Source organism: Burkholderia sp. NFPP32, from assembly GCF_900119325.1.
Lineage (GTDB): Bacteria > Pseudomonadota > Gammaproteobacteria > Burkholderiales > Burkholderiaceae > Burkholderia > Burkholderia pyrrocinia_C.
This window is the reverse complement of sequence record NZ_FPJP01000002.1, coordinates 470756-489131: the sequence shown is the minus strand read 5'-3', so window position 1 is coordinate 489131 and position 18376 is coordinate 470756. Positions and strand designations below refer to the sequence as shown.

16 protein-coding genes are annotated in these 18376 nt (G+C 66.7%); 4 read left to right on the top strand and 12 right to left on the bottom strand.

The window, feature by feature from the left end; translation table 11 throughout:
* Window positions 1–26 precede the first annotated feature (26 nt).
* The gene (locus BT264_RS06515; RefSeq protein WP_256260573.1) at window positions 27–1667 is read right to left on the bottom strand and encodes a YfcC family protein; all 1641 of its coding nucleotides are present in this window, start codon (window positions 1665–1667) and stop codon (window positions 27–29) included.
* Here BT264_RS06515 and BT264_RS06510 point away from each other — a divergent pair.
* Window positions 1633–2547: a LysR family transcriptional regulator gene (locus tag BT264_RS06510; protein ID WP_072436528.1), complete on the top strand. Its 915-nt coding sequence runs from the start codon at window positions 1633–1635 to the stop codon at window positions 2545–2547. The two genes, BT264_RS06515 and BT264_RS06510, sit on opposite strands and share 35 nt — an antisense overlap.
* A 128-nt stretch (window positions 2548–2675) precedes the next feature.
* Here BT264_RS06510 and ahpF read toward each other — a convergent pair whose 3' ends face one another.
* The 4 genes from ahpF to BT264_RS06490 form a co-directional block, all read right to left on the bottom strand.
* Window positions 2676–4274, bottom strand: a complete 1599-nt coding sequence (gene ahpF, locus BT264_RS06505) for an alkyl hydroperoxide reductase subunit F (protein ID WP_072436529.1) — start codon at window positions 4272–4274, stop codon at window positions 2676–2678.
* A gap of 119 nt (window positions 4275–4393) precedes the next feature.
* Window positions 4394–4957: an alkyl hydroperoxide reductase subunit C gene (gene ahpC / locus BT264_RS06500; protein WP_034179823.1), complete on the bottom strand. Its 564-nt coding sequence runs from the start codon at window positions 4955–4957 to the stop codon at window positions 4394–4396.
* A 301-nt stretch (window positions 4958–5258) separates the two neighbouring features.
* Complete coding sequence (locus BT264_RS06495; RefSeq protein WP_072436530.1) at window positions 5259–5468, bottom strand: hypothetical protein; 210 nt, start codon at window positions 5466–5468, stop codon at window positions 5259–5261.
* A 128-nt stretch (window positions 5469–5596) separates the two neighbouring features.
* Window positions 5597–6493: a LysR substrate-binding domain-containing protein gene (locus BT264_RS06490; RefSeq protein WP_072436531.1), complete on the bottom strand. Its 897-nt coding sequence runs from the start codon at window positions 6491–6493 to the stop codon at window positions 5597–5599.
* Window positions 6494–6671: 178 nt separating this feature from the next.
* Between BT264_RS06490 and BT264_RS06485 the strand changes: the two genes are divergently transcribed.
* From BT264_RS06485 to BT264_RS06475, 3 genes are read left to right on the top strand one after another with little or no spacing between them, the layout of a single operon-like run.
* Window positions 6672–7838, top strand: coding sequence for a branched-chain amino acid ABC transporter substrate-binding protein (locus tag BT264_RS06485; RefSeq protein ID WP_072436532.1), 1167 nt, complete (start codon window positions 6672–6674; stop codon window positions 7836–7838).
* 21 nt (window positions 7839–7859) lie between these two features.
* On the top strand, window positions 7860–8384 hold the full coding sequence (locus tag BT264_RS06480) for an L-2-amino-thiazoline-4-carboxylic acid hydrolase (RefSeq protein WP_072436533.1): 525 nt from the start codon (window positions 7860–7862) through the stop codon (window positions 8382–8384).
* Window positions 8377–9627, top strand: coding sequence for a Zn-dependent hydrolase (locus BT264_RS06475; RefSeq protein ID WP_072436534.1), 1251 nt, complete (start codon window positions 8377–8379; stop codon window positions 9625–9627). The genes BT264_RS06480 and BT264_RS06475 overlap by 8 nt, the downstream gene beginning before the upstream one ends.
* A gap of 81 nt (window positions 9628–9708) precedes the next feature.
* On the opposite strand, the gene BT264_RS06470 is transcribed toward BT264_RS06475, so the two are convergent.
* The 7 genes from BT264_RS06470 to pgaB all read right to left on the bottom strand — a co-directional run bounded on the left by BT264_RS06470 (window position 9709) and on the right by pgaB (window position 18367).
* Window positions 9709–10188: a GNAT family N-acetyltransferase gene (locus tag BT264_RS06470; protein WP_072436535.1), complete on the bottom strand. Its 480-nt coding sequence runs from the start codon at window positions 10186–10188 to the stop codon at window positions 9709–9711.
* A 21-nt stretch (window positions 10189–10209) separates the two neighbouring features.
* Window positions 10210–11046, bottom strand: a complete 837-nt coding sequence (locus BT264_RS06465) for a c-type cytochrome (RefSeq protein WP_072436536.1) — start codon at window positions 11044–11046, stop codon at window positions 10210–10212.
* Between the two features lie 274 nt (window positions 11047–11320).
* Entirely contained in the window at window positions 11321–12604 is a 1284-nt protein-coding gene (locus tag BT264_RS06460; RefSeq protein ID WP_072436537.1) for a hypothetical protein, read from the bottom strand.
* The gene (glmS, locus tag BT264_RS06455) at window positions 12601–14424 is read right to left on the bottom strand and encodes a glutamine--fructose-6-phosphate transaminase (isomerizing) (RefSeq protein WP_072436538.1); all 1824 of its coding nucleotides are present in this window, start codon (window positions 14422–14424) and stop codon (window positions 12601–12603) included. The genes BT264_RS06460 and glmS overlap by 4 nt, the downstream gene beginning before the upstream one ends.
* Before the next feature lie 118 nt (window positions 14425–14542).
* Complete coding sequence (locus tag BT264_RS06450; RefSeq protein WP_072436539.1) at window positions 14543–15031, bottom strand: Biofilm PGA synthesis auxiliary protein PgaD; 489 nt, start codon at window positions 15029–15031, stop codon at window positions 14543–14545.
* Window positions 15009–16280: a poly-beta-1,6-N-acetyl-D-glucosamine synthase gene (gene pgaC, locus BT264_RS06445; RefSeq protein ID WP_072436540.1), complete on the bottom strand. Its 1272-nt coding sequence runs from the start codon at window positions 16278–16280 to the stop codon at window positions 15009–15011. The genes BT264_RS06450 and pgaC overlap by 23 nt, the downstream gene beginning before the upstream one ends.
* The gene (gene pgaB, locus BT264_RS06440) at window positions 16277–18367 is read right to left on the bottom strand and encodes a poly-beta-1,6-N-acetyl-D-glucosamine N-deacetylase PgaB (protein WP_072436541.1); all 2091 of its coding nucleotides are present in this window, start codon (window positions 18365–18367) and stop codon (window positions 16277–16279) included. The genes pgaC and pgaB overlap by 4 nt, the downstream gene beginning before the upstream one ends.
* Window positions 18368–18376 lie beyond the last annotated feature (9 nt).

The window sequence follows — 18376 nt, the reverse complement described above, 5'->3', positions numbered from 1 at the left end:
GTGCGGTCCAGGAAAAATGCGGCTGACTAGAAGGGGCCCCAATGCATCGCGACGCCGGTCGCGATGGCGACGATGCAGATGGCGAACCAGGCAATCAGCAGCGGCATGACGAAACGTACCCACTTGAAGTACGGGATGCCGGACGTTGCGAGGACAGCCATCAGGACACCGGAAGTCGGGTTGAAGCAGTTGATGAAGCCTTCGCCGAGCAGCACGGCCTGCACCGTGACCTGTCGGGTCAGGTGCAACGTGTCGCCAAGCGGCGCGAAGATCGGGACGAGCACCGCCGATTCGCCGGACCCGGACGAGATGCCGACATGTATCAGCGCGGCGCTCAGGAACATGCAGATCGCGGCCAGTGTGGAATCGAGGGGTGCGAGCATGCCGGCGAGCGTGTTGACGATCGGGTCCATGATTCTGCCGTCGCCGAGCACGATCGAGATGGCCCGCGCCATGCCGACCACGAGCGCGCCCTTGACGAGCCCGCCGCAGCCGTGGAGGAACGTGTCCGCGATCGAGCCCGGGCGCATGCCGCTCACGATCCCGGCGGCGATCGCCATGACGAGAAACATCGCGATCATTTCGATCTCTGCCCAGTTGCGCGTGGACGAACCGTAGACGAAAACCGCCAGGCAGACGAGCACGATGCCGACGACGGCGAGTTGCCGGGCGTCGAACCGTCGCGTGGACAGGGGCGACGGGGCACCGGCCGCCCGGATCGCCGGGTCGGAAACCGTCGCGTCGTTCATTCGACAGGCACGGATGCGTGCGACGAGGAAAATGACGGTGGCCGCCAGAAACGCGACATAGATGCACACCCGGAACGTCATGCCGGAAAACATCGGCAGGCCGGCCAGGCGCTGCGACAATCCGGTCGTTACCGGATTGAGGATGCCCGTGTTGAAACCGGCATACGTGCCGAGATAGATCATGCCGGCGCCGGTTTCTTTCGGCAATTGCATCGACTCCGCGAGCAGGAGTCCGAGCGGGACGAACGCGACGACCGAATTCGTCACCACGCCGAGTGTGCCGAGCAGCGAGAAAATGCAGCAAACGACGACGACGGCGACGTACGATCGTGCGCGCTCCCCCGGTGCGACCAGCGCGAGTGCGCTGCGGACGGCGCCCGTCGATTCGAGTACGGCCAGTGCGCCGCCGGTGAACAGGATGAGGAAGATGATGGGCGCGGAAGTCGTCATCCCCTTGGCCAGCGCGACGAACATCTCGCCCGGCATCACGCCGTGCCGGGCAACCGGTTTCAGGCTGTTCGGAACGACGAAGCTGATACCGTTGCTGACCGTTCGCGCAAACTCGCCTGACGGCACGACCCAGGTCGCGATGGCGGCCGCCACCAGCATGACGAACAGCAGCACATAGGGGCTGATCGGCTCCTTGCCCTCGCGCGCGCGGGTGGGCTGGCGCGGTTGCCGCGTGCCGTCGATCGGCCGGCTGGCGTCGTTCATGTTGCTCCTCCGTTGATGTGCTCGAGTGGTAAGCCACCCTGTTTTCGGTCCGGCGCGGCTGTCTGCTTGCCCGGGCCGGCTCCGGGGCGGAGTATCGGCGAAATTCCGTCTGGAAAGTTGCTTCCATCGCTGCGAAAATGTTGCATTGAAGGCAACACTGGAGCCGGCATTGGATACGGTAGAACGGAGTCTTTCGGAGCGCACGCTGCAATATCTGGTCGCGATCGCAACGTACGGCGGAATGCGTCAGGCAGCGCTCGGTCTGGACGTGAACGTGTCGACGATCAGTCGGCAGGTTGCCCTTGCCGAGCGCGAGCTCAGGCTGTCGCTGGTGACCCGTCGCGGGCGAAAAATGGAGTTGACGGAAGCGGGGCAGATGGCGGTCGATTATTTCCGCGACTGCGAACGCAGCGCCCGCCGGTTTCGTGCGCAGCTCGACGAATATCGCGGCCTCAAACGGGGGCAGGTCACGATCGCCGCCGGCGAAGGGGCGGTTGCGAGCCTGGTCTCGATGGTCCTCAAGCCTTTCCTGGAAAAATATCCGGGTATCACCGTGGCGTTGCGCACCGGTTCGCTTCCGCAGCTCTTGTCGATGACCCGGGAGGATCAGGTCGATATCTGCGTATCGATCGGTGCCACGACGGATCCGACATTGAACGCGCGCCTGTTCCAGAGCGAGCCCATCTGCGCGATCTTCTCGGTAGATCATCCGATGGCGTCGCGCAAATCGGTGAAGATGGAAGCGCTCGCCAACGAGCGCCTGGTCTTCATGCCCGCCGAGTTCGGGCTGCAGGCCCATGTCGATGCGATCCTCGCCGATATCGGGCGCACGTATGTGCCTGCATTCCGCTGCGACCGGTTTTCGACGGCAGTCGCGATTGCGGCGCAGAATCTCGCCGTTGCATTCATGACACGCGGGGCGGCCCAGGAGAGGATCGCGGCGGGCCAGGTCGCCGCGGTGCCGCTCGATCATCCGATCGCGCGCTCGTTCGATCGCTATGTGGTCACGCGTGCGGGGCGGCGACTCGGTCCGGCCGCGAACTATCTGCGGCGGGAAATCGTGAGGTTGATGTCGACCGTGTAGCGACGAAAGGGGGCTTTGACCTGCGTTCCACCGCCACTCGACGAAGATGCAAAAAAAGGACCCCGCATGCCGACCAAGGCATGCGGGGCCAAGAGAGACAAACCGTTGCGACGATGCGCTGACGTCCGTTACGCGGCGACCGCTTCTTCGGCCTGCGGCTGAGCGGCTGCCGCCGGCGTCACGTCCTGCCGGATCAGGTGGTCGAACGCGCCGAGCGATGCTTTCGCGCCTTCGCCGACCGCGATCACGATCTGCTTGAACGGCACCGTCGTCACGTCGCCGGCCGCGAACACGCCCGGCACCGACGTCGCGCCGCGGGCATCGACGACGATCTCGCCGTGCTTCGACAGTTCGACCGTGCCCTTCAGCCATTCGGTGTTCGGCACGAGACCGATCTGCACGAACACGCCTTCGAGATCGATGCGTTGCGTTTCGCCCGAGCGCAGATCCTTGTAGACGAGCCCGTTCAGCTTGCTGCCGTCGCCGGTCAGCTCGGTCGTCTGCGCCTGCGTGACGATCGTCACGTTCGGCAGGCTGCGCAGCTTGCGCTGCAGCACTTCGTCCGCGCGCAGTTGCGCGCCGTATTCGATCAGCGTGACTTCCTTCACGATGCCGGCGAGGTCGATCGCGGCCTCGACGCCCGAGTTGCCGCCGCCGACCACCGCGACGCGCTTGCCCTTGAACAGCGGGCCGTCGCAGTGCGGGCAGTACGCGACACCGCGATTGCGGTATTCGCGCTCGCCCGGCACGTTGATTTCGCGCCAGCGCGCGCCGGTGGCGAGCACGATCGTCTTCGCCTTCAGCACCGCGCCGTTCGCGAGGCGGATCTGGTGTACGTCGCCGGGGATCAGCGCGTCGGCGCGCTGCACGTCCATGATGTCGACGTCGTATTGCTTCACGTGCTGCTCGAGCGCGGTCGCGAATTTCGGCCCTTCGGTTTCCTGCACCGACACGAAGTTCTCGATCGCCATCGTGTCGAGCACCTGGCCGCCGAAACGCTCGGCGACGACGCCCGTCGCGATGCCCTTGCGCGCCGAGTAGATGGCCGCGGCCGCGCCTGCCGGGCCGCCGCCGACGATCAGCGTATCGAACACCGGCTTGTTCTCGAGCGACTTCGCGGCACGCTCGCTCGCGCCCGTATCGAGTTTCGCGAGGATTTCCTTCACGCTGCTGCGGCCCTGGCCGAACGATGCGCCGTTCAGGAACATCGTCGGTACGGCCATGATCTGGCGCGACTCGACTTCATTCTGGAACAGCGCGCCGTCGATCGCGACGTGGCGGATGCGCGGGTTGATCAGCGACATCACGTTCAGCGCCTGCACGACTTCCGGGCAGTTCTGGCACGACAGCGAGAAATACGTCTCGAACGCGTAGTCGCCGTCGAGCGCGCGGATCTGTTCGATCACGTCGTCGTCAAGCTTGATCGGGTGGCCGCCGGTCTGCAGCAGCGCAAGCACGAGCGACGTGAATTCATGGCCCATCGGGATGCCGGCGAAGCGGATGCCGGCCGGCTTGCCGGGCTCGCCGATCGAGAACGACGGCTTGCGCTCGGCGTCGTCGCGGCGTTCGGCCACGGTCACGCGATCCGTCAGCGACGCAATCTCGTTCAGCAGCGCCAGCAGTTCCTGCGATTTCGCGCTGTCGTCGAGCGAGGCGACGAGTTCGATCGGGCGCGTGATTTTTTCGAGGTACGCTTTCAGTTGGTTCTTGAGATTGGCGTCGAGCATGGCGTTTCGGATTCCGTATTAATGATTATGGTCGGGCACGTCGTGCCGGAGGAGGGCGCGGGCCGCGCGATGCGGCGGCCCGCTGTCGCACGCCTCGTGCGAGGCGCGCGGCGCGATCGTCAGATCTTGCCGATCAGGTCGAGCGACGGGGTCAGCGTTTCCGCACCCGGCGTCCACTTGGCCGGGCACACTTCACCCGGGTGCGCCGCGATGTATTGCGCAGCCTGCACCTTGCGCAGCAGCTCGCCCGCGTCGCGGCCGATGCCGTTGTCGTGGATCTCGCACAGCTTGATCTCGCCTTCCGGGTTGATCACGAACGTACCGCGCAGCGCCATCCCTTCTTCCTCGATCAGCACGTCGAAGTTGCGCGACAGCGTGAGCGTCGGGTCGCCGATCATCGGGTACTTGATCTTGCCGATCGTGTCCGACGTGTCGTGCCATGCCTTGTGTGTGAAGTGCGTGTCGGTCGACACGCCGTAGATTTCGACACCCAGTTTCTGGAATTCCGCGTAGCGGTCGGCGAGGTCGCCCAGCTCGGTCGGGCAGACGAACGTGAAGTCGGCCGGGTAGAACACGACGACGGACCACTTGCCCTTGAAGTTCTCTTCGGAAACGGGCACGAACTCGCCGTTGTGGTATGCGGTTGCCTTGAACGGCTTGATTTGGGTGTTGATGATCGGCATGGGGTGGTTTCCTTTTGCGTCAGTGGTGAGTGGAGTGTTGCCAGTATCCGGGTTCACCCTGACTTTGTGAAATTGCTTGTTTCAATCCGGGGCATCGGGAATTTCTATCTGCTTCCGGCCCTTGATTGGGTGGGGTGGGCGCGGGTCGGGTGCCCGCCCGGTGAGAACGTGGGGGAATGTGTCCTTCGGATTGAATCGGCATGTTTGCCGTGGCGGTGCGGGCGGGAAGGCATCAAACGACGCATGCGATGGCGGATCGAGTCCAGGCCCGCAGATCGCCGATCGGACAGTCGGCGCCTCTTTACCACTCGGCGCGCAAGCTCTCTTGACTGGCGACCGGACGGCCCTTCCATAGACCGAACACGTCGTCGACAGATGTCCTCGCGTGCTGCGCGATACAGGCATCGATTGCGTCGCGAATGATCTCGGCTTGGGAACCGCCTTTGATCGCCGCGATGGTGGTCAACGCGGCATGTTGGTCATCCGACAGATCGACCGGAATTCTGCTCATTGCAACCTCCGTTACGTGACTCGCGCATCATGACTATCCGGTCGGGCAAGCGCAAGGTTGCGGCATAGCCGATGCGCGTGCAGCCTCCCTGATCAGTCGACCGACGGCGCAGCGGCGGCCGGGCCCGCTCAAATCCCCGCCATCTTCCTCAACCACTCCGCCAGCCGCCGTGCCCCGTCCGGCATGTCCGCGTCCTCACGCGTGCACAGGTAGTAGTCGCGCCCGTCGTCGAGCGCGTGATCGAACAGCTTCACGAGTTCGCCGTTCGCCAGTTCGCGCTCGACCAGCGGCGCGCGCAGCAGCGCGGCGCCGAGATCCGCCCGCGCGGCGCTCAGCGTCAATTGGCCATCTTCGAACATCGGCCCCACCGCATGCGACACATGCCGCACGCCGGCGCCCTGCAGCCAGTTGACCCACGTGCTGCGGTCCTCGTCGTGCACGAGCGGCGCATGCGCGAGATCGGCCGGCGTGCGGAACGGCCCGTGGCGCTTCAGGAACGACGGGCTGCACATCGGCACCATCGCGCCCGGCAGCAGCCGCTCGCAGCGGTAGCCGGGCCAGTCGCCGGTGCCGAAGCGGATCGACAGGTCCGACGCATCGCTTCGGTAATTGCGGTGATGCGCGTACAGCACGGTCACGTCGACATCCGTGTTGTCGGCCAGGAACGAATGCAAGCGCGGAATGAACCAGCCGATGCCGAGCAGCGGAATCAGGCTGACGGTGATCTGCCGCAGCGACGAGCGGTCGCGCACGAAGCGCGTCGCGCTGCGCAGCACCGAGAACGCGGCGCTGATCGAGCGGTAGTAGTCGCGCCCTTCGTCGGTGAGTGCGAGCAGCCGGCCCTCGCGCACCGTCAGCGGCGTCTGGATGAACGCTTCGAGCAGTTGCAGTTGATGGCTGACCGCCGACGGCGTGATGTCGAGTTCGCCCGCCGCCGCGGTGACCGACCCGAGGCGTGCAAACGCTTCGAACGCACGCACTGCGCGCAACGGCGGATCGTGCGGCAATTGTTCGATATTTTTCATGTATCGAATTTTATCGAAAAATCAGGGTAAGCGACAACAATAAAATGTCTTGTATTTACAATGCGTTGAGTTAATGTGTCGAGAACGGCATAAGCATCCAACAATTGGGTATTTGGGGTTTGGGTGCTGAATATTTAATATTTTTCATGTTTTGACCCGAGTCACCGATCCCCCGCACATGAAAATCGCCTTCCTTCACGCCAGCCTCGTTTTCTCGGCGGCCGCCCTGGTCGCTTCCGTTCCCGCGTTCGCGCAGTCCGCGCCGCAGACGGTCCTGATCGGTCTCGCCGCGCCGCTCACCGGCCCGTCCGCACGTATCGGCAAGGACTTGCAGAACGGCGCGCAACTCGCGATCGACGACGCGAATGCCAAGCATCCGACCATCGGCGGCAAGCCGGTGGTCTACAAGCTCGTCGCGGCCGACGACCAGTCCGATCCGCGCACGGCCGTCGCGGTCGCGCAGCAGCTCGTCGACCAGCACGTGATCGGCGTCGTCGGTCACTGGAACACCGGCTGCAGCGTGCCGGCGTCGCGCGTCTACCGCGACGCGGGCATCCCGCAGATCGCGCCGGCTTCCACCGGCCATCAATACACGCAGCAGGGCTACGCGACGGCCTTCCGCATCATGGGTCACGACGATGCGGGCGGCAACTTCACCGGCGCGTATGCGGTGAAGACGCTGAAGGCGAAGCGCATCGCGGTGATCGACGATCGCACGTCGTTCGGCGCGGGACTGGCCGACCAGTTCATCAAGGGCGTGCAGGCGAACGGCGGCGCGATCGTCGATCGCCAGTACGTGAACGACAAGACGACCGACTTCAGCGGCGTGCTGACCGCGATCAAGGGCAAGCGCGCGGATCTCGTGTTCTTCGGCGGCCTCGATGCGCAGGCCGCGCCGATCGCGCGCCGGATGCGCCAGCTCGGCGTGAACGCGCCGCTGCTCGGCGCGGGCGGCTTCGTGAGCCAGACCTTCCTGTCGCTCGCGGGCAAGGACGGCGACGGCGTCACGGCGCTCGAACCGGGCCTGCCGCTCGACCGGATGCCGGGCGGCAACGCGTTCGACACGCAGTACCAGGCGCGCTTCCGCGCACCGATCGAACTGCATGCACCGTTCGCGTACGACGCGGCGGCCACGCTGATCGCGGCCGCGCAGAAGGCCGGCACGACGCAACCGGCGAAGCTGGTCGCGGCGGTCCGCGCGATCGACCGGCCCGGCGTGACGGGCCGGATCGCGTTCGACGGCGAAGGCAACCTGAAGGACCCGGCCTTCACGATCTACCAGGTGCGTGGCGGCAAGTGGAGCGTCGTGGACGTGCTCGGCGGCTCGCGCACCGCAACGAAATAAACGACGCAAGGAGACGACCCCATGACCGACCCGACCCAGGCATCCGCCGCCGCACCCGAGGACACGCGCCTCGGAATCCTCGCGCGGCGCCGCATCGAAGCGGAAATCATCAAGCCGATCTACGAGATCATGAAGCGTGAGTTCGGCGCCGAGCGCGCGCAGGCCGTGATCGCGGAAGCCGTGCGCGGCGCGGCCGTCGACGCGGGCCGCACGTTCGCCGCGCAGGAGCCTGGCGGCACGAGCGTGAAGTCGTTCATCGCGCTGCAGGTGCTTTGGGAGAAGGACGATGCGCTCGATGTCGAGGTGCGGCGCGCGGACGACGCGCACTACGACTACGACGTGCATCGCTGCAGCTACGCGGAGATGTATCACGCGATGGGGCTCGGCGAAATCGGCCACCTGCTGAGCTGCGCGCGTGACAGCTATTTCATCCAGGGCTATGCGCCGAACATCGCGCTGACGCGCACGAGCACGATCATGCAGGGCGGCAAGCGCTGCGATTTCCGCTACGCACTGCAGAGCGCGCCGGAGAACGGCGATGCGTGACGACAACGTGAATGCGCCGCGCGTCGACAGCGATCGCCTGTGGGCGTCGCTCGAGCGGATGGCGCAGATCGGCGCGACGCCGAAGGGCGGCGTCTGCCGTCTCGCGCTGACCGATCTCGATCGCGAGTCGCGCGACCTGTTCGTGCAGTGGGCGCGCGACGCCGGCTGCACGGTGCGCGTGGACCGGATGGGCAACGTGTTTGCGCGCCGCGCGGGCCGCAATCCCGATGCCGCGCCGGTGCTGACGGGCTCGCATGCCGATTCGCAGCCGACGGGCGGCCGCTACGACGGCATTTACGGCGTGCTCGGCGGGCTCGAGGTCGTGCGCGCGCTGAACGACGCGGGCATCGAAACCGAACGCCCGATCGACGTCGTGATCTGGACCAACGAGGAAGGTTCGCGCTTCGCGCCGGCGATGATCTCGGCCGGCGTGTTCGCGGGCGTCTATACGCTCGACTACGGGCTGTCGCGCACCGACAGCGCGGGCAGGACGATCGGCGAGGAACTGGAGCGGATCGGCTACGCGGGCGCCGAGCCCGTCGGCGGTTATCCGGTGCACGCCGCGTACGAACTGCATATCGAACAGGGCGCGATTCTCGAACGGGCCGGCAAGACGATCGGCGTCGTGACGGCCGGGCAGGGGCAGCGCTGGTACGAGGTGACGCTCACCGGTGTCGATGCGCACGCGGGCACGACGCCGATGGAATTCCGTCGCGATGCGCTGGTCGGCGCCGCGAGGATGATCTCGTTCATCGACGTGCTCGGCCGCCGTTACGCACCGTACGCGCGCGCGACGGTCGGGATGATCGAAGCGCGGCCGAATTCGCGCAACACGGTGCCGGGCGGCTGCTTCTTCACGGTCGAGTTTCGGCACCCCGACGATGCGGTGCTCGACGAGCTGGACGCGGCGCTGCGCGCGGAGCTCTCCGGCGTGGTGGACGAGACCGGCCTCGGCGCGCAGATCGAGCAGATCTTCAAGTACCCGCCGATCCCGTTCGCGCCGCGCTGCATCGACGCGGTGCGCGACGCAGCGGTAGCGCTCGGGCTGTCGCACATGGATATCGTGTCCGGTGCGGGGCATGACGCGTGCTACGTCGCGCGCGTCGCGCCGACCGGGATGATCTTCGTGCCGTGCGTCGACGGGCTGAGCCACAACGAGGCCGAAGCGATTACGCCCGAATGGGCGGCGGCGGGTGCCGACGTGTTGTTGCGCGCGGTGCTGCGGAGCGCGCAGGAAGCGTGAGCGTGACGAAGGCGGTTCGGCGGGCGGGTGTTCGCCGGGCCGCGCCGATTCTCGCCTGATGATGGAAGCGCGCGGTCCGCTTCAGGCAGGCGGCGAGTGCCGATCGATGTATCGCCGCATTACATGGAACGCGGTATCGGTGCGCCCCGGCATCGTCACCGGCGCGCCGTCGGCCGCAAAGCCGAGCTTCTCGTAGAACCGGTACGCCGTTTCGCGTGCCGTACACCACACGAGTGCGGCACCACGTTCGTCCGCGTGCCGCACACAGACCTGTACCAGCACGCGCCCGAAACCCATGCCGCGAACGGCAGGGTGGACAGCCATCCCGCGAAGTCGCCACGCTGGCCGCGCATGATCGTCGTCGCGCGGTTCCTCGCAAAGCGACGCGACGGCGACGACGCCCGTGCGGTCGAGTACGCCGACGTGCAGTGTCGTCGGCGCATGATCGCCGGGCAGTTCGCACGCGTTCAGATCGCCGTTCAGCAGGACCATTGCCCTGAGCGGATGCGTCTGCGCGGCCCCGATCGATGCGATGGTGAACAGCGTGTCGCCTGACGTCATCAACGTTCCTTTGGTTGCCTGTTACTTGCCCGCCTTGCGCCGCGCCATATACGCGAGATACGCGACGATCTGGTCGAGTTCCCGATCGCTCAACTGATCGGGCGGAAACGCCGGCATGCTCCGGCCTGGCCAGTCGCGCACCGACGCCGGGTTGCGGATGTAGCGGCGCAGCGCGGCGGGCTGGAAGTAGTCGACCGGATTCATCGGTGCGTTCAGGTCGGGGCCGGCATGGCTGCTGCCCGCACCGTCGACGCGGTGGCACGCGAGGCATTGCGTGACGAACAGGTGTTGGCCCGCGCGGGCCGGATCGCTTGCTGGCAACGCCGGATCGACGGCGAGCGACGGCCAGCGCGCAACCGGCGACGATTCGATCGTGACGCGCACGATCTGGTAAGGCCACTGCTCGCCGCGCACCGACGACGCGTCCGGCCCGAGCCACACGAGATAGAACGGCCCCGCGCTGACCTGCTTGCCGGGCAGCTTCGGCCACGGATGGGCCGAATCCTCGATCGCGAGCCATGCGACGGCGCCGGCCGGCGCGCGGCGGCGCACGAGATCGAGCGGCAGTTGCGCGGCGAAGCCGTCGGCCGCGCGCGTTTCGAGCACGCCGTCGGCCGGCAGCGGCGTGTCGCCGAGCAGCGCGGCGAACGGCACGGCGCGGAACGTCATCGGCCGGCCGTACGCGATGTCGCGCGGCACATGGATCTCCGTCGCATCGGGGCGCGCGAGCAGCGTCTGCCGCGTCAGGGCGCGGGCTGTGCCGTCGGTGTCGAGTTGGAGCGTGGACTGGGCCGACGCGCGTTGTCCGATCAGGCAAACCGTCAGCAGCACAAGCGAAAACCACTGGCGCTTCAGCATTCGTTCTCCGGGAAGGGGCGTTCCGGCGGCGGCAGGACGCGCAAGCCGCGGCCGATGGAAGGAATCGGGCGACAGTCTATCCGGTACGCGCGGCGCTGGCGACTTCGGCGCGGGAAAGGTTGGGCGGCCACGGTCGGGCAGGCCCGCAACAGCGTGTCCGGCTACCAGGCGGCCTGGCGTTGTCGCAGCGCGGTTTGGGCAGGGGGAAACGAAGGGCAGGGTGGCGGACATGCGCACTGCCAGCGTTCACGACATTGCCGTTACCGGACCACCGTCAATGATTCGCGCACGGCACTTCGTTCTTCGACAACGGCGTGTCCCGCTGCGGTTCGAAATCGGTTTCGCGCGCGCCCGACGGTGTCAGCGACACGAAATGCATCGCCGCGCCTTGCGCCGGGAAACCGGCAATGCCCGTCGTGCCCCACGGAATCGGCGAGCGCTGCGCGCCGCTCACCGAAATGTCCGCCGGCGCAAGTGCCAGCGTCAGCAGCCGCCCGTCGCGGGTCGGCACGTACGCACGCGTGCCGGAGACACCGATGCCGGATTCGCGCACCGACGCCGGCAGGCAGTCGAGCGTCGCCGTGCGGCGGCCGTTCGGGTCGATCAGCATCGCGACGCCGCGATCGTCCGCCGTCGTCGTGACGACGATGAAGCGGTCGATCGCCGGCACGTAGGCCGACGAGTACACGTAGTACCGGATCGCACCGTTCAGCGCCCCGAGCTTGTCGAGCTTCGCCGTGACCGGATCGAACATTGCGTATTCGAGCGTCGCGTCCGTGCTGCCTTCGATGAATTTCTGCCAGACGAGCAGCGCGTTGCGCGGCGAACCGGCGACCACGGGCCACCACTCGCGGCGGTGCGGCGCGACCGCGACATGGTTCAGCTCGCGCCCGGCCGCATCGTAGGTCTTCAGGTAGACGCCGTTGCCGGTGCCGAGGTTGTCGACGCCGCCGCCGTCGATCCAGTCGGCGGAATAGAACACGACGAAGCGTTCGCCCGCCGTTGCGACATGCCCCGAGTGGCCGCCCGGCTCGACGTCGTTCGGGTAGGGCTTGACGGGCTTCAGGTCGCGGCGGTAGACGCCGTAGCGCTGGCTGACTTCCTGCGGCGCGTTCCAGCCGTCCTCGAACGTGACGAAGATGTCGCCGCGCGCGTTCTGCGCGATCGACACGGGCTCCTGCGCCTCGGGGCGGCTGATGAACGGTCGGACGTGCAGCAGGTGCGGCTTGCCGGGCAGCCACTCGCCGACGTACACGTCGTGCGGCCAGTTGCCGTTGCGCATCGCGCCGCGCGGCACGATGCCCGAACTGCTGAAGAACACCCAGCGTTTGCCGTTGCCCGCATCGGCCACGCCGATGCCGTGCATGAAGCGCCGCGAGTCGCCGGTCTCCTGCGGCGCTGCCGGGCCCTGCACGGTGACCGTATGCACGACGGGCGCGGCGGTCAGCGCCGACGGCAGTGTCGCGACGACGCAGCACGCGCCGCAGAACGCAGCCGCGACGCGGCGAGCCGCGCTCGGCTGCGTGCCCGCCTGCGCCGCGCGCGTTCGCCCCGTCATTCGACGGTCACCGATTTCGCGAGATTGCGCGGCTTGTCGACGTCGGCGCCGCGCGTGCAGCCGACGTGATACGCGAGCAACTGCAGCGGGATCACGTTGACGATTGGCGACAGCAGGTCGCCCGAATCGCGCACGCGGATCAGGTGCGTATCGCGATCCGCGTCGATCGCGAGCTGGTTGCCGGCGAGCACGTAGAGCCGCCCGCCGCGCGCGCGCACCTCGGCCATGTTGGACTTCAGCTTCTGGAACAGGCGGTCGTCCGGCGCGATCGTGACGACCGGCATCGCGCTCGTGACGAGCGCGAGCGGGCCGTGCTTCAGTTCGCCGGCCGGATAGCCTTCCGCGTGGATGTATGACACCTCCTTGAGCTTCAGCGCGCCTTCCATCGCGATCGGAAAATGGATGCCGCGCCCGAGGAACAGCGCGTTCTCGGTGCGCGCGAACTTCGCGGCCCAGCCCATGATCTGCGTTTCCAGCGCGAGCGCGTGGCCGATGCGCTCGGGCAGCGCGTGCAACTGCTTCAGGTGCATCGCGACCTGCGCGGCGTCGAGCCGGCCGCGCAATTGCGCGAGCGTCAGCGTCAGCACGAACAGCGCGACGAGCTGCGTCGTGAACGCCTTGGTCGATGCGACGCCCAGCTCGATCCCGGCCCGCGTCAGGAACCGCAGCGGCGCGTTGCGCGCGATCGTGCTGGTCGCCACGTTGCAGATCGCCATCGACAGATCCTGGCCCATCTCGCGCGCACGCGCGATCGCGCCGATCGTGTCGGCCGTCTCGCCCGACTGCGAAATGCCGACGACGAGCGTGCGCGGATCGGCCACGGTGTCGCGGTAGCGGAATTCGCTGGCGATCTCGACCTGCGCGGGCACGCCCGCGATGCTTTCGAGCCAGTACTTCGCGGTCAGGCCCGCATAGTAGCTGGTGCCACAGCCGAGCAGCAGCACGCTCCGAACGCGCGACAGCAGCGCGCGCGTGCTTTCGCTCTCGTCGAACAGCGCCGGCGAGATCGTGTCGATGCCGTCGAGCGTGCTGGCGATCGCCTTCGGCTGCTCGAAGATCTCCTTCTGCATGAAGTGCTGGTACGGGCCGAGCGCGGCGTCGCCGTCGCGCGCCTTCACCTGGCACAGCGGGCGCTGCGCTTCGTGCCCGCCCGAGTCGACCACGGCGATGCGCTCCGGCGTGATCAGCGCGACGTCGCCGTCTTCCAGGTAGACGAAGCGGTCGGTCAGGTCGCCGAGCGCCGCGCAGTCCGACGCGAGGTAGTTTTGTTCGGCGCCGATGCCGATCACGAGCGGCGAGCCGGCGCGCGCGGCGACGAGGCGCTGCGGCTCGCGCGCGCTCAGCACCGCGATCGCGTACGCGCCGTGCAGCCGCTTGACGGCGCGCATGACGGCGTCGAACAGGTCGTCGCGATAGAGGCTGTGGATCAGGTGCGCGATCACCTCGGTGTCGGTTTCGCCGCGAAACGCGTAGCCGCGCTGCCGCAACTCGGCGCGCAGCGCGTCGTGGTTCTCGATGATGCCGTTGTGCACGACCGCGATGGTGTCGCCCGACATGATCGGATGCGCGTTCATTTCCGACGGCGCGCCGTGCGTCGCCCAGCGCGTATGCGCGATGCAGGTCTGCGCTTCGAGACCGAGCGTCAGCACGCGATCCTGCAGGTCCGTCACGCGCCGCAGCGTGCGTTCGCTGAGCAGGCGTCCGTTGCCTTGCACGGCGATGCCGCACGAATCGTAGCCGCGATACTCGAGCCGGCTCAGCGCATTGACCAGTTGCGGCACCTGATTGCCGATGCCGCTTGCTCCGACGATTCCGCACATGATTCACCTCGTCCACAAGAAGTTGCCGGCCTGCCGGCGATGCACGGCAGCGCGGCGTCAGGAGCGGCGCCGCGCTGCACGGATGCCGTCCCGTGCGCGGCGGCGCGTCTCCGCTGACCTACTCGCGGGGCGGCGGCCCCGCATGGGCTACCCATTCGATGCCGGAAATCGACCCGTTCGCGTCGTGCGACGCGACGAGAATGCGCGTCGTGCGCCGCGCGCCGCGCCGGCGGGCGCCGGCCAGCGCGGTCGGCGGCACCGCGCGCACCTTCGCGCTGGCCGAGCGCCGCAGCATCTTCGACACGCGCAGCCGGTACGCGAGCGGATGCACGACGCGCCCCGCGATCAGCCACGTGACGGTCGTGCCCGCGATGATCGCGATGCAGGTCGCGTAGAACACGATCTGTTCGATCGGCATCTCGGCCTCGTTGAACGGCAGCAGGTAGCGGTACGTGTAGATGCAGATCGATGCCCACACAGCGCCCACCAGCGCGGGTCGCACGAGGCGGAACCAGCCGACCAGCACGAGCCCGATGATGCGGCCGCGCTCGGCGATCATTTCGCGCGGCGTGCGCAGGGAAAGGTCAATAATCGGTGCGTTCTTCATGTTGAATGCCTCGGTCGGGGCTGACCCATACGGCCCGCTTGCCGCGGCCCCGCAATACGACGGCGGGCAGGGCGACGACGGTGGTGATCATGCTGATCAGCCAGAAGGCCACGGGATACCAGACGGTGTCCAGGAAATACATCAGGAGTTTTTCGTCGTAACGACGGTCGATCATGCTACCGATGATCAACTGCAGGATGCAGGTGGCGACCAGCAGCATCCCGTGCCAGTGCGGCACGACCGATACGTGCCAGTCCAGCGGCAACGGATGGAAGACATCGACGAGCGCGAGCAGCAGGATGAACGACATCGAGTAGGCCCACGCGATGCCGATCAGGTATTCGACGAACAGCGGCCACATCATCATCTGCGTCGGCCGTGCGAGCGTGCCCGCATACTTCATCAGCACCTGGATGCCGCCTTTCGCCCAGCGCAGCCGCTGCCGGTACAGCCCCTTCACCGTTTCGGGCATCAGGATCCAGCTCAGCGCGTGCGGTTCGTATACAACGCGCCAGTCGCGGCACTGCAGCTTCCAGCTGATGTCGATGTCCTCGGTCAGCATGTCCGAGCTCCAGTAGCCGACGTCGGCGAGCGCGGTCTTGCGGAACATCGTGATGACGCCCGACACCGTGAAGATGCGGCCGTACACCTGCTGCGTGCGCTTGATCAGCCCGACGATCGACGAGAATTCGCCGACCTGCATGCGGCCGAGCAGCGACGTGCGCGTGCGGATGCGCGGGTTGCCGGTCACGGCGCCGACGCCGGGGTCGGTCAGGAAGTGCTCGAGCATCCAGCCGATCGCGTCGTGCGCGAGCAGCGAATCGCCGTCGATGCACAGCAGGTATTCCGCGTTCGATACGGCCGCCGCGGTCGTGAGCCCGACCGCCTTGCCTTCGTTGCGCGCATGATGGATCACGAGCAGCCGCGGGATCTCCACGGCCAGCTCGTTGAGGATCTCGCCGGTGCGATCCTTGCTGCCGTCGTTGACCGCGATGATGTCGTAGTTCGGGTACTGCATCGCGTTCAGGTGGCCGATCACGGCGCGCGCGTTCGCGGCTTCGTTGAAGCAGGGCACGACGATCGAGATCTTCGGGATGCCGCTCGACGCGATCGTCCGCGTCGACAGCACGCGGCCCTCTTCGAGCAGGAAGTAGTGCACGACGCCGCCGATCATCCACAGATACGACATGAAGAACGGGTAGTAGAAGACGAAATCCTGCAGGTGCTGGATGATGCCGTGGGTCGTCATGGTGTCTTCGTTCCTTGCGGACGCTGCATCTGCATCAGCGCGTTGATCGACGTCGGATCGAGACGCGACTTCAGCGACATCACGTCGCGCATCGTGTCGAGATCCGGCTGGTTGTTCAGGAACTTGTCCGGGTAGTAGCCGAAGTTCACCGCGCCCTTGCTGCGCAGCCGCCGCATCTGCGCGATCAGCGCGCTGCCGGAAATGTCCTTGCGCTCGCGCCAGTCGTACGACTGCAGTTCGAACACTGTGCGCGCGAGGCCGCGCTGTTTCGCGCGGACGGCGCCGACGAGCTGGTCCATCCAGCGCTGGGGGTCCGGTGCCTGTTCCATGTACGGCATCGCCATCAGCGCGACGAAGTCGTAGGTGGCGAGGAAATCGTCGTAGTTCTGCGCGTACCATGCTTCGGACTCGGGCTTCAGCACCGGCAGCGCGAAGATGTTGCGCGCGGTCAGCACGTCGCCCGCGTTCTGGTTCGCGAGCACGATCTGCTCGAGCTGGCGCGTCAGCTCGATCAGGTAGCGCGTCTTCTGCCGCGTCCAGCGGCTCATCAGGTCCGGCGTCGCGCGGATCTTGCCGATGTCGGCCGGCAGCCCCCACTGCGCATACGTGCTCAGCGCGTGCCGGCCCGCATCCTCGTAATCGTCGAGCACGGCGTCGTCGCTGAACAGGATGCCGTTGAACGACGCGTACTTGCCGAGATCCTCGTAGATCTGCTCGATCATCAGCCGCGCTTGCGGATCGAACGGGCTCAGCCGGTACACGCGCGAGCCGTTTTCGCGCGTAGGCGCGCCGCCGTACGCGCTGACGGCCTCGAGCCCGCGATGCTTGTCGGGCGGCGGGCGGAACGCCAGCACCGGCATCCATGCGTACACCTGCACGTTGGCGCGCGTGTTGAGCTGCCACGCGGCGCGCGAGAACAGGTCGCCACGCATCGGCAGGTGCCGGTTCGGGAAGTACAGCGATTCCGCGACGCCCGTGCCCTTCGGATCGGCGAACGCCTGCAGGTACACCGATTTCGGCTGCATCCGGTAGATGCGCTCGATGAGCTTGCCGAGATTCGTTTCCTGCCGCCCCGGATCCGGATCGTAGACCTGGTCGAGATCGACCTGCACGACGCGCTCGGGGATATCGACGTCGCCGCGGTTGGTCGCCGGCTCGCGCATCGACCGCTCGAACCCGCCGATGTCGACGTCGTACATCATCAGGATCCGCCGCAGCCGGTCGAGCGGCACGTCCGGCGTATTCGGGCCGGCGTCGAGGCTGAACTGGATGTCCATGCCGAGCGACGTCGAAATCTTGCGCACGGGCTGGTTTTCCGCGCCGTATGGCCAGACCATCGAGCGTGCGACGATGCCGGTGCGTTCGCGAATCTGCCGCACGCATGTCTGAAGGTCGTCATGCACGCGGGCTTCGAACTCCGCATCGGTTTCATAGCGCTTCTCGTTCTGGAGGTACAGGTGCGACGTGGTGGCCGGCAACTCGTTGCCCTGCGGATTCGCGACCGCGCCGTGATGGAGGTTGTGCGTGTGGCACGCGAGCTCGACGAGATTCGACTTGCCGACCTTCTGCACCTCGTCCCACGACATGAAGTAGTCGCGCGGCATCTGGATCCGGTCGCTGATGCGGATCGGCGTATCCGGCGGCGCGTCGATCCACGCGGTGACGATGCCCATCACGGCCGGATACTTGAAGCGCTCGAGCAGCGGCAGGACTTTCGTGTAGTGGCTGCGGTAGCCGTCGTCGAACGTGAGCAGCACCGCGCGCGGCGGCAGCGGCTTGCCGCCGTGCCGCGACGCCTCGATCTGCTTGACCGTGACGGTGTGATAGTTGTTGGTCTGCAGCCACGAGAAGATGGCGGTGAGCGTACCGGTATCGACCGCGTACGGATCGACCATCGTCGACGTGGCGAACGTCGACAGCAGGTTGTCGCGCACGTCGTGCAGGCAGATCACGCGGAACGTCTTGCCGTCGACGGGATCGGACGGCGGCAGCAGGTCGATCATCCGCGCATTCGTCACGCCCGGGAACAACGAACAGGCTGCAAACGTGCCGAGGCATCCGCACATGAAGAACCGTCTGGATTGCATCGTTCGAGC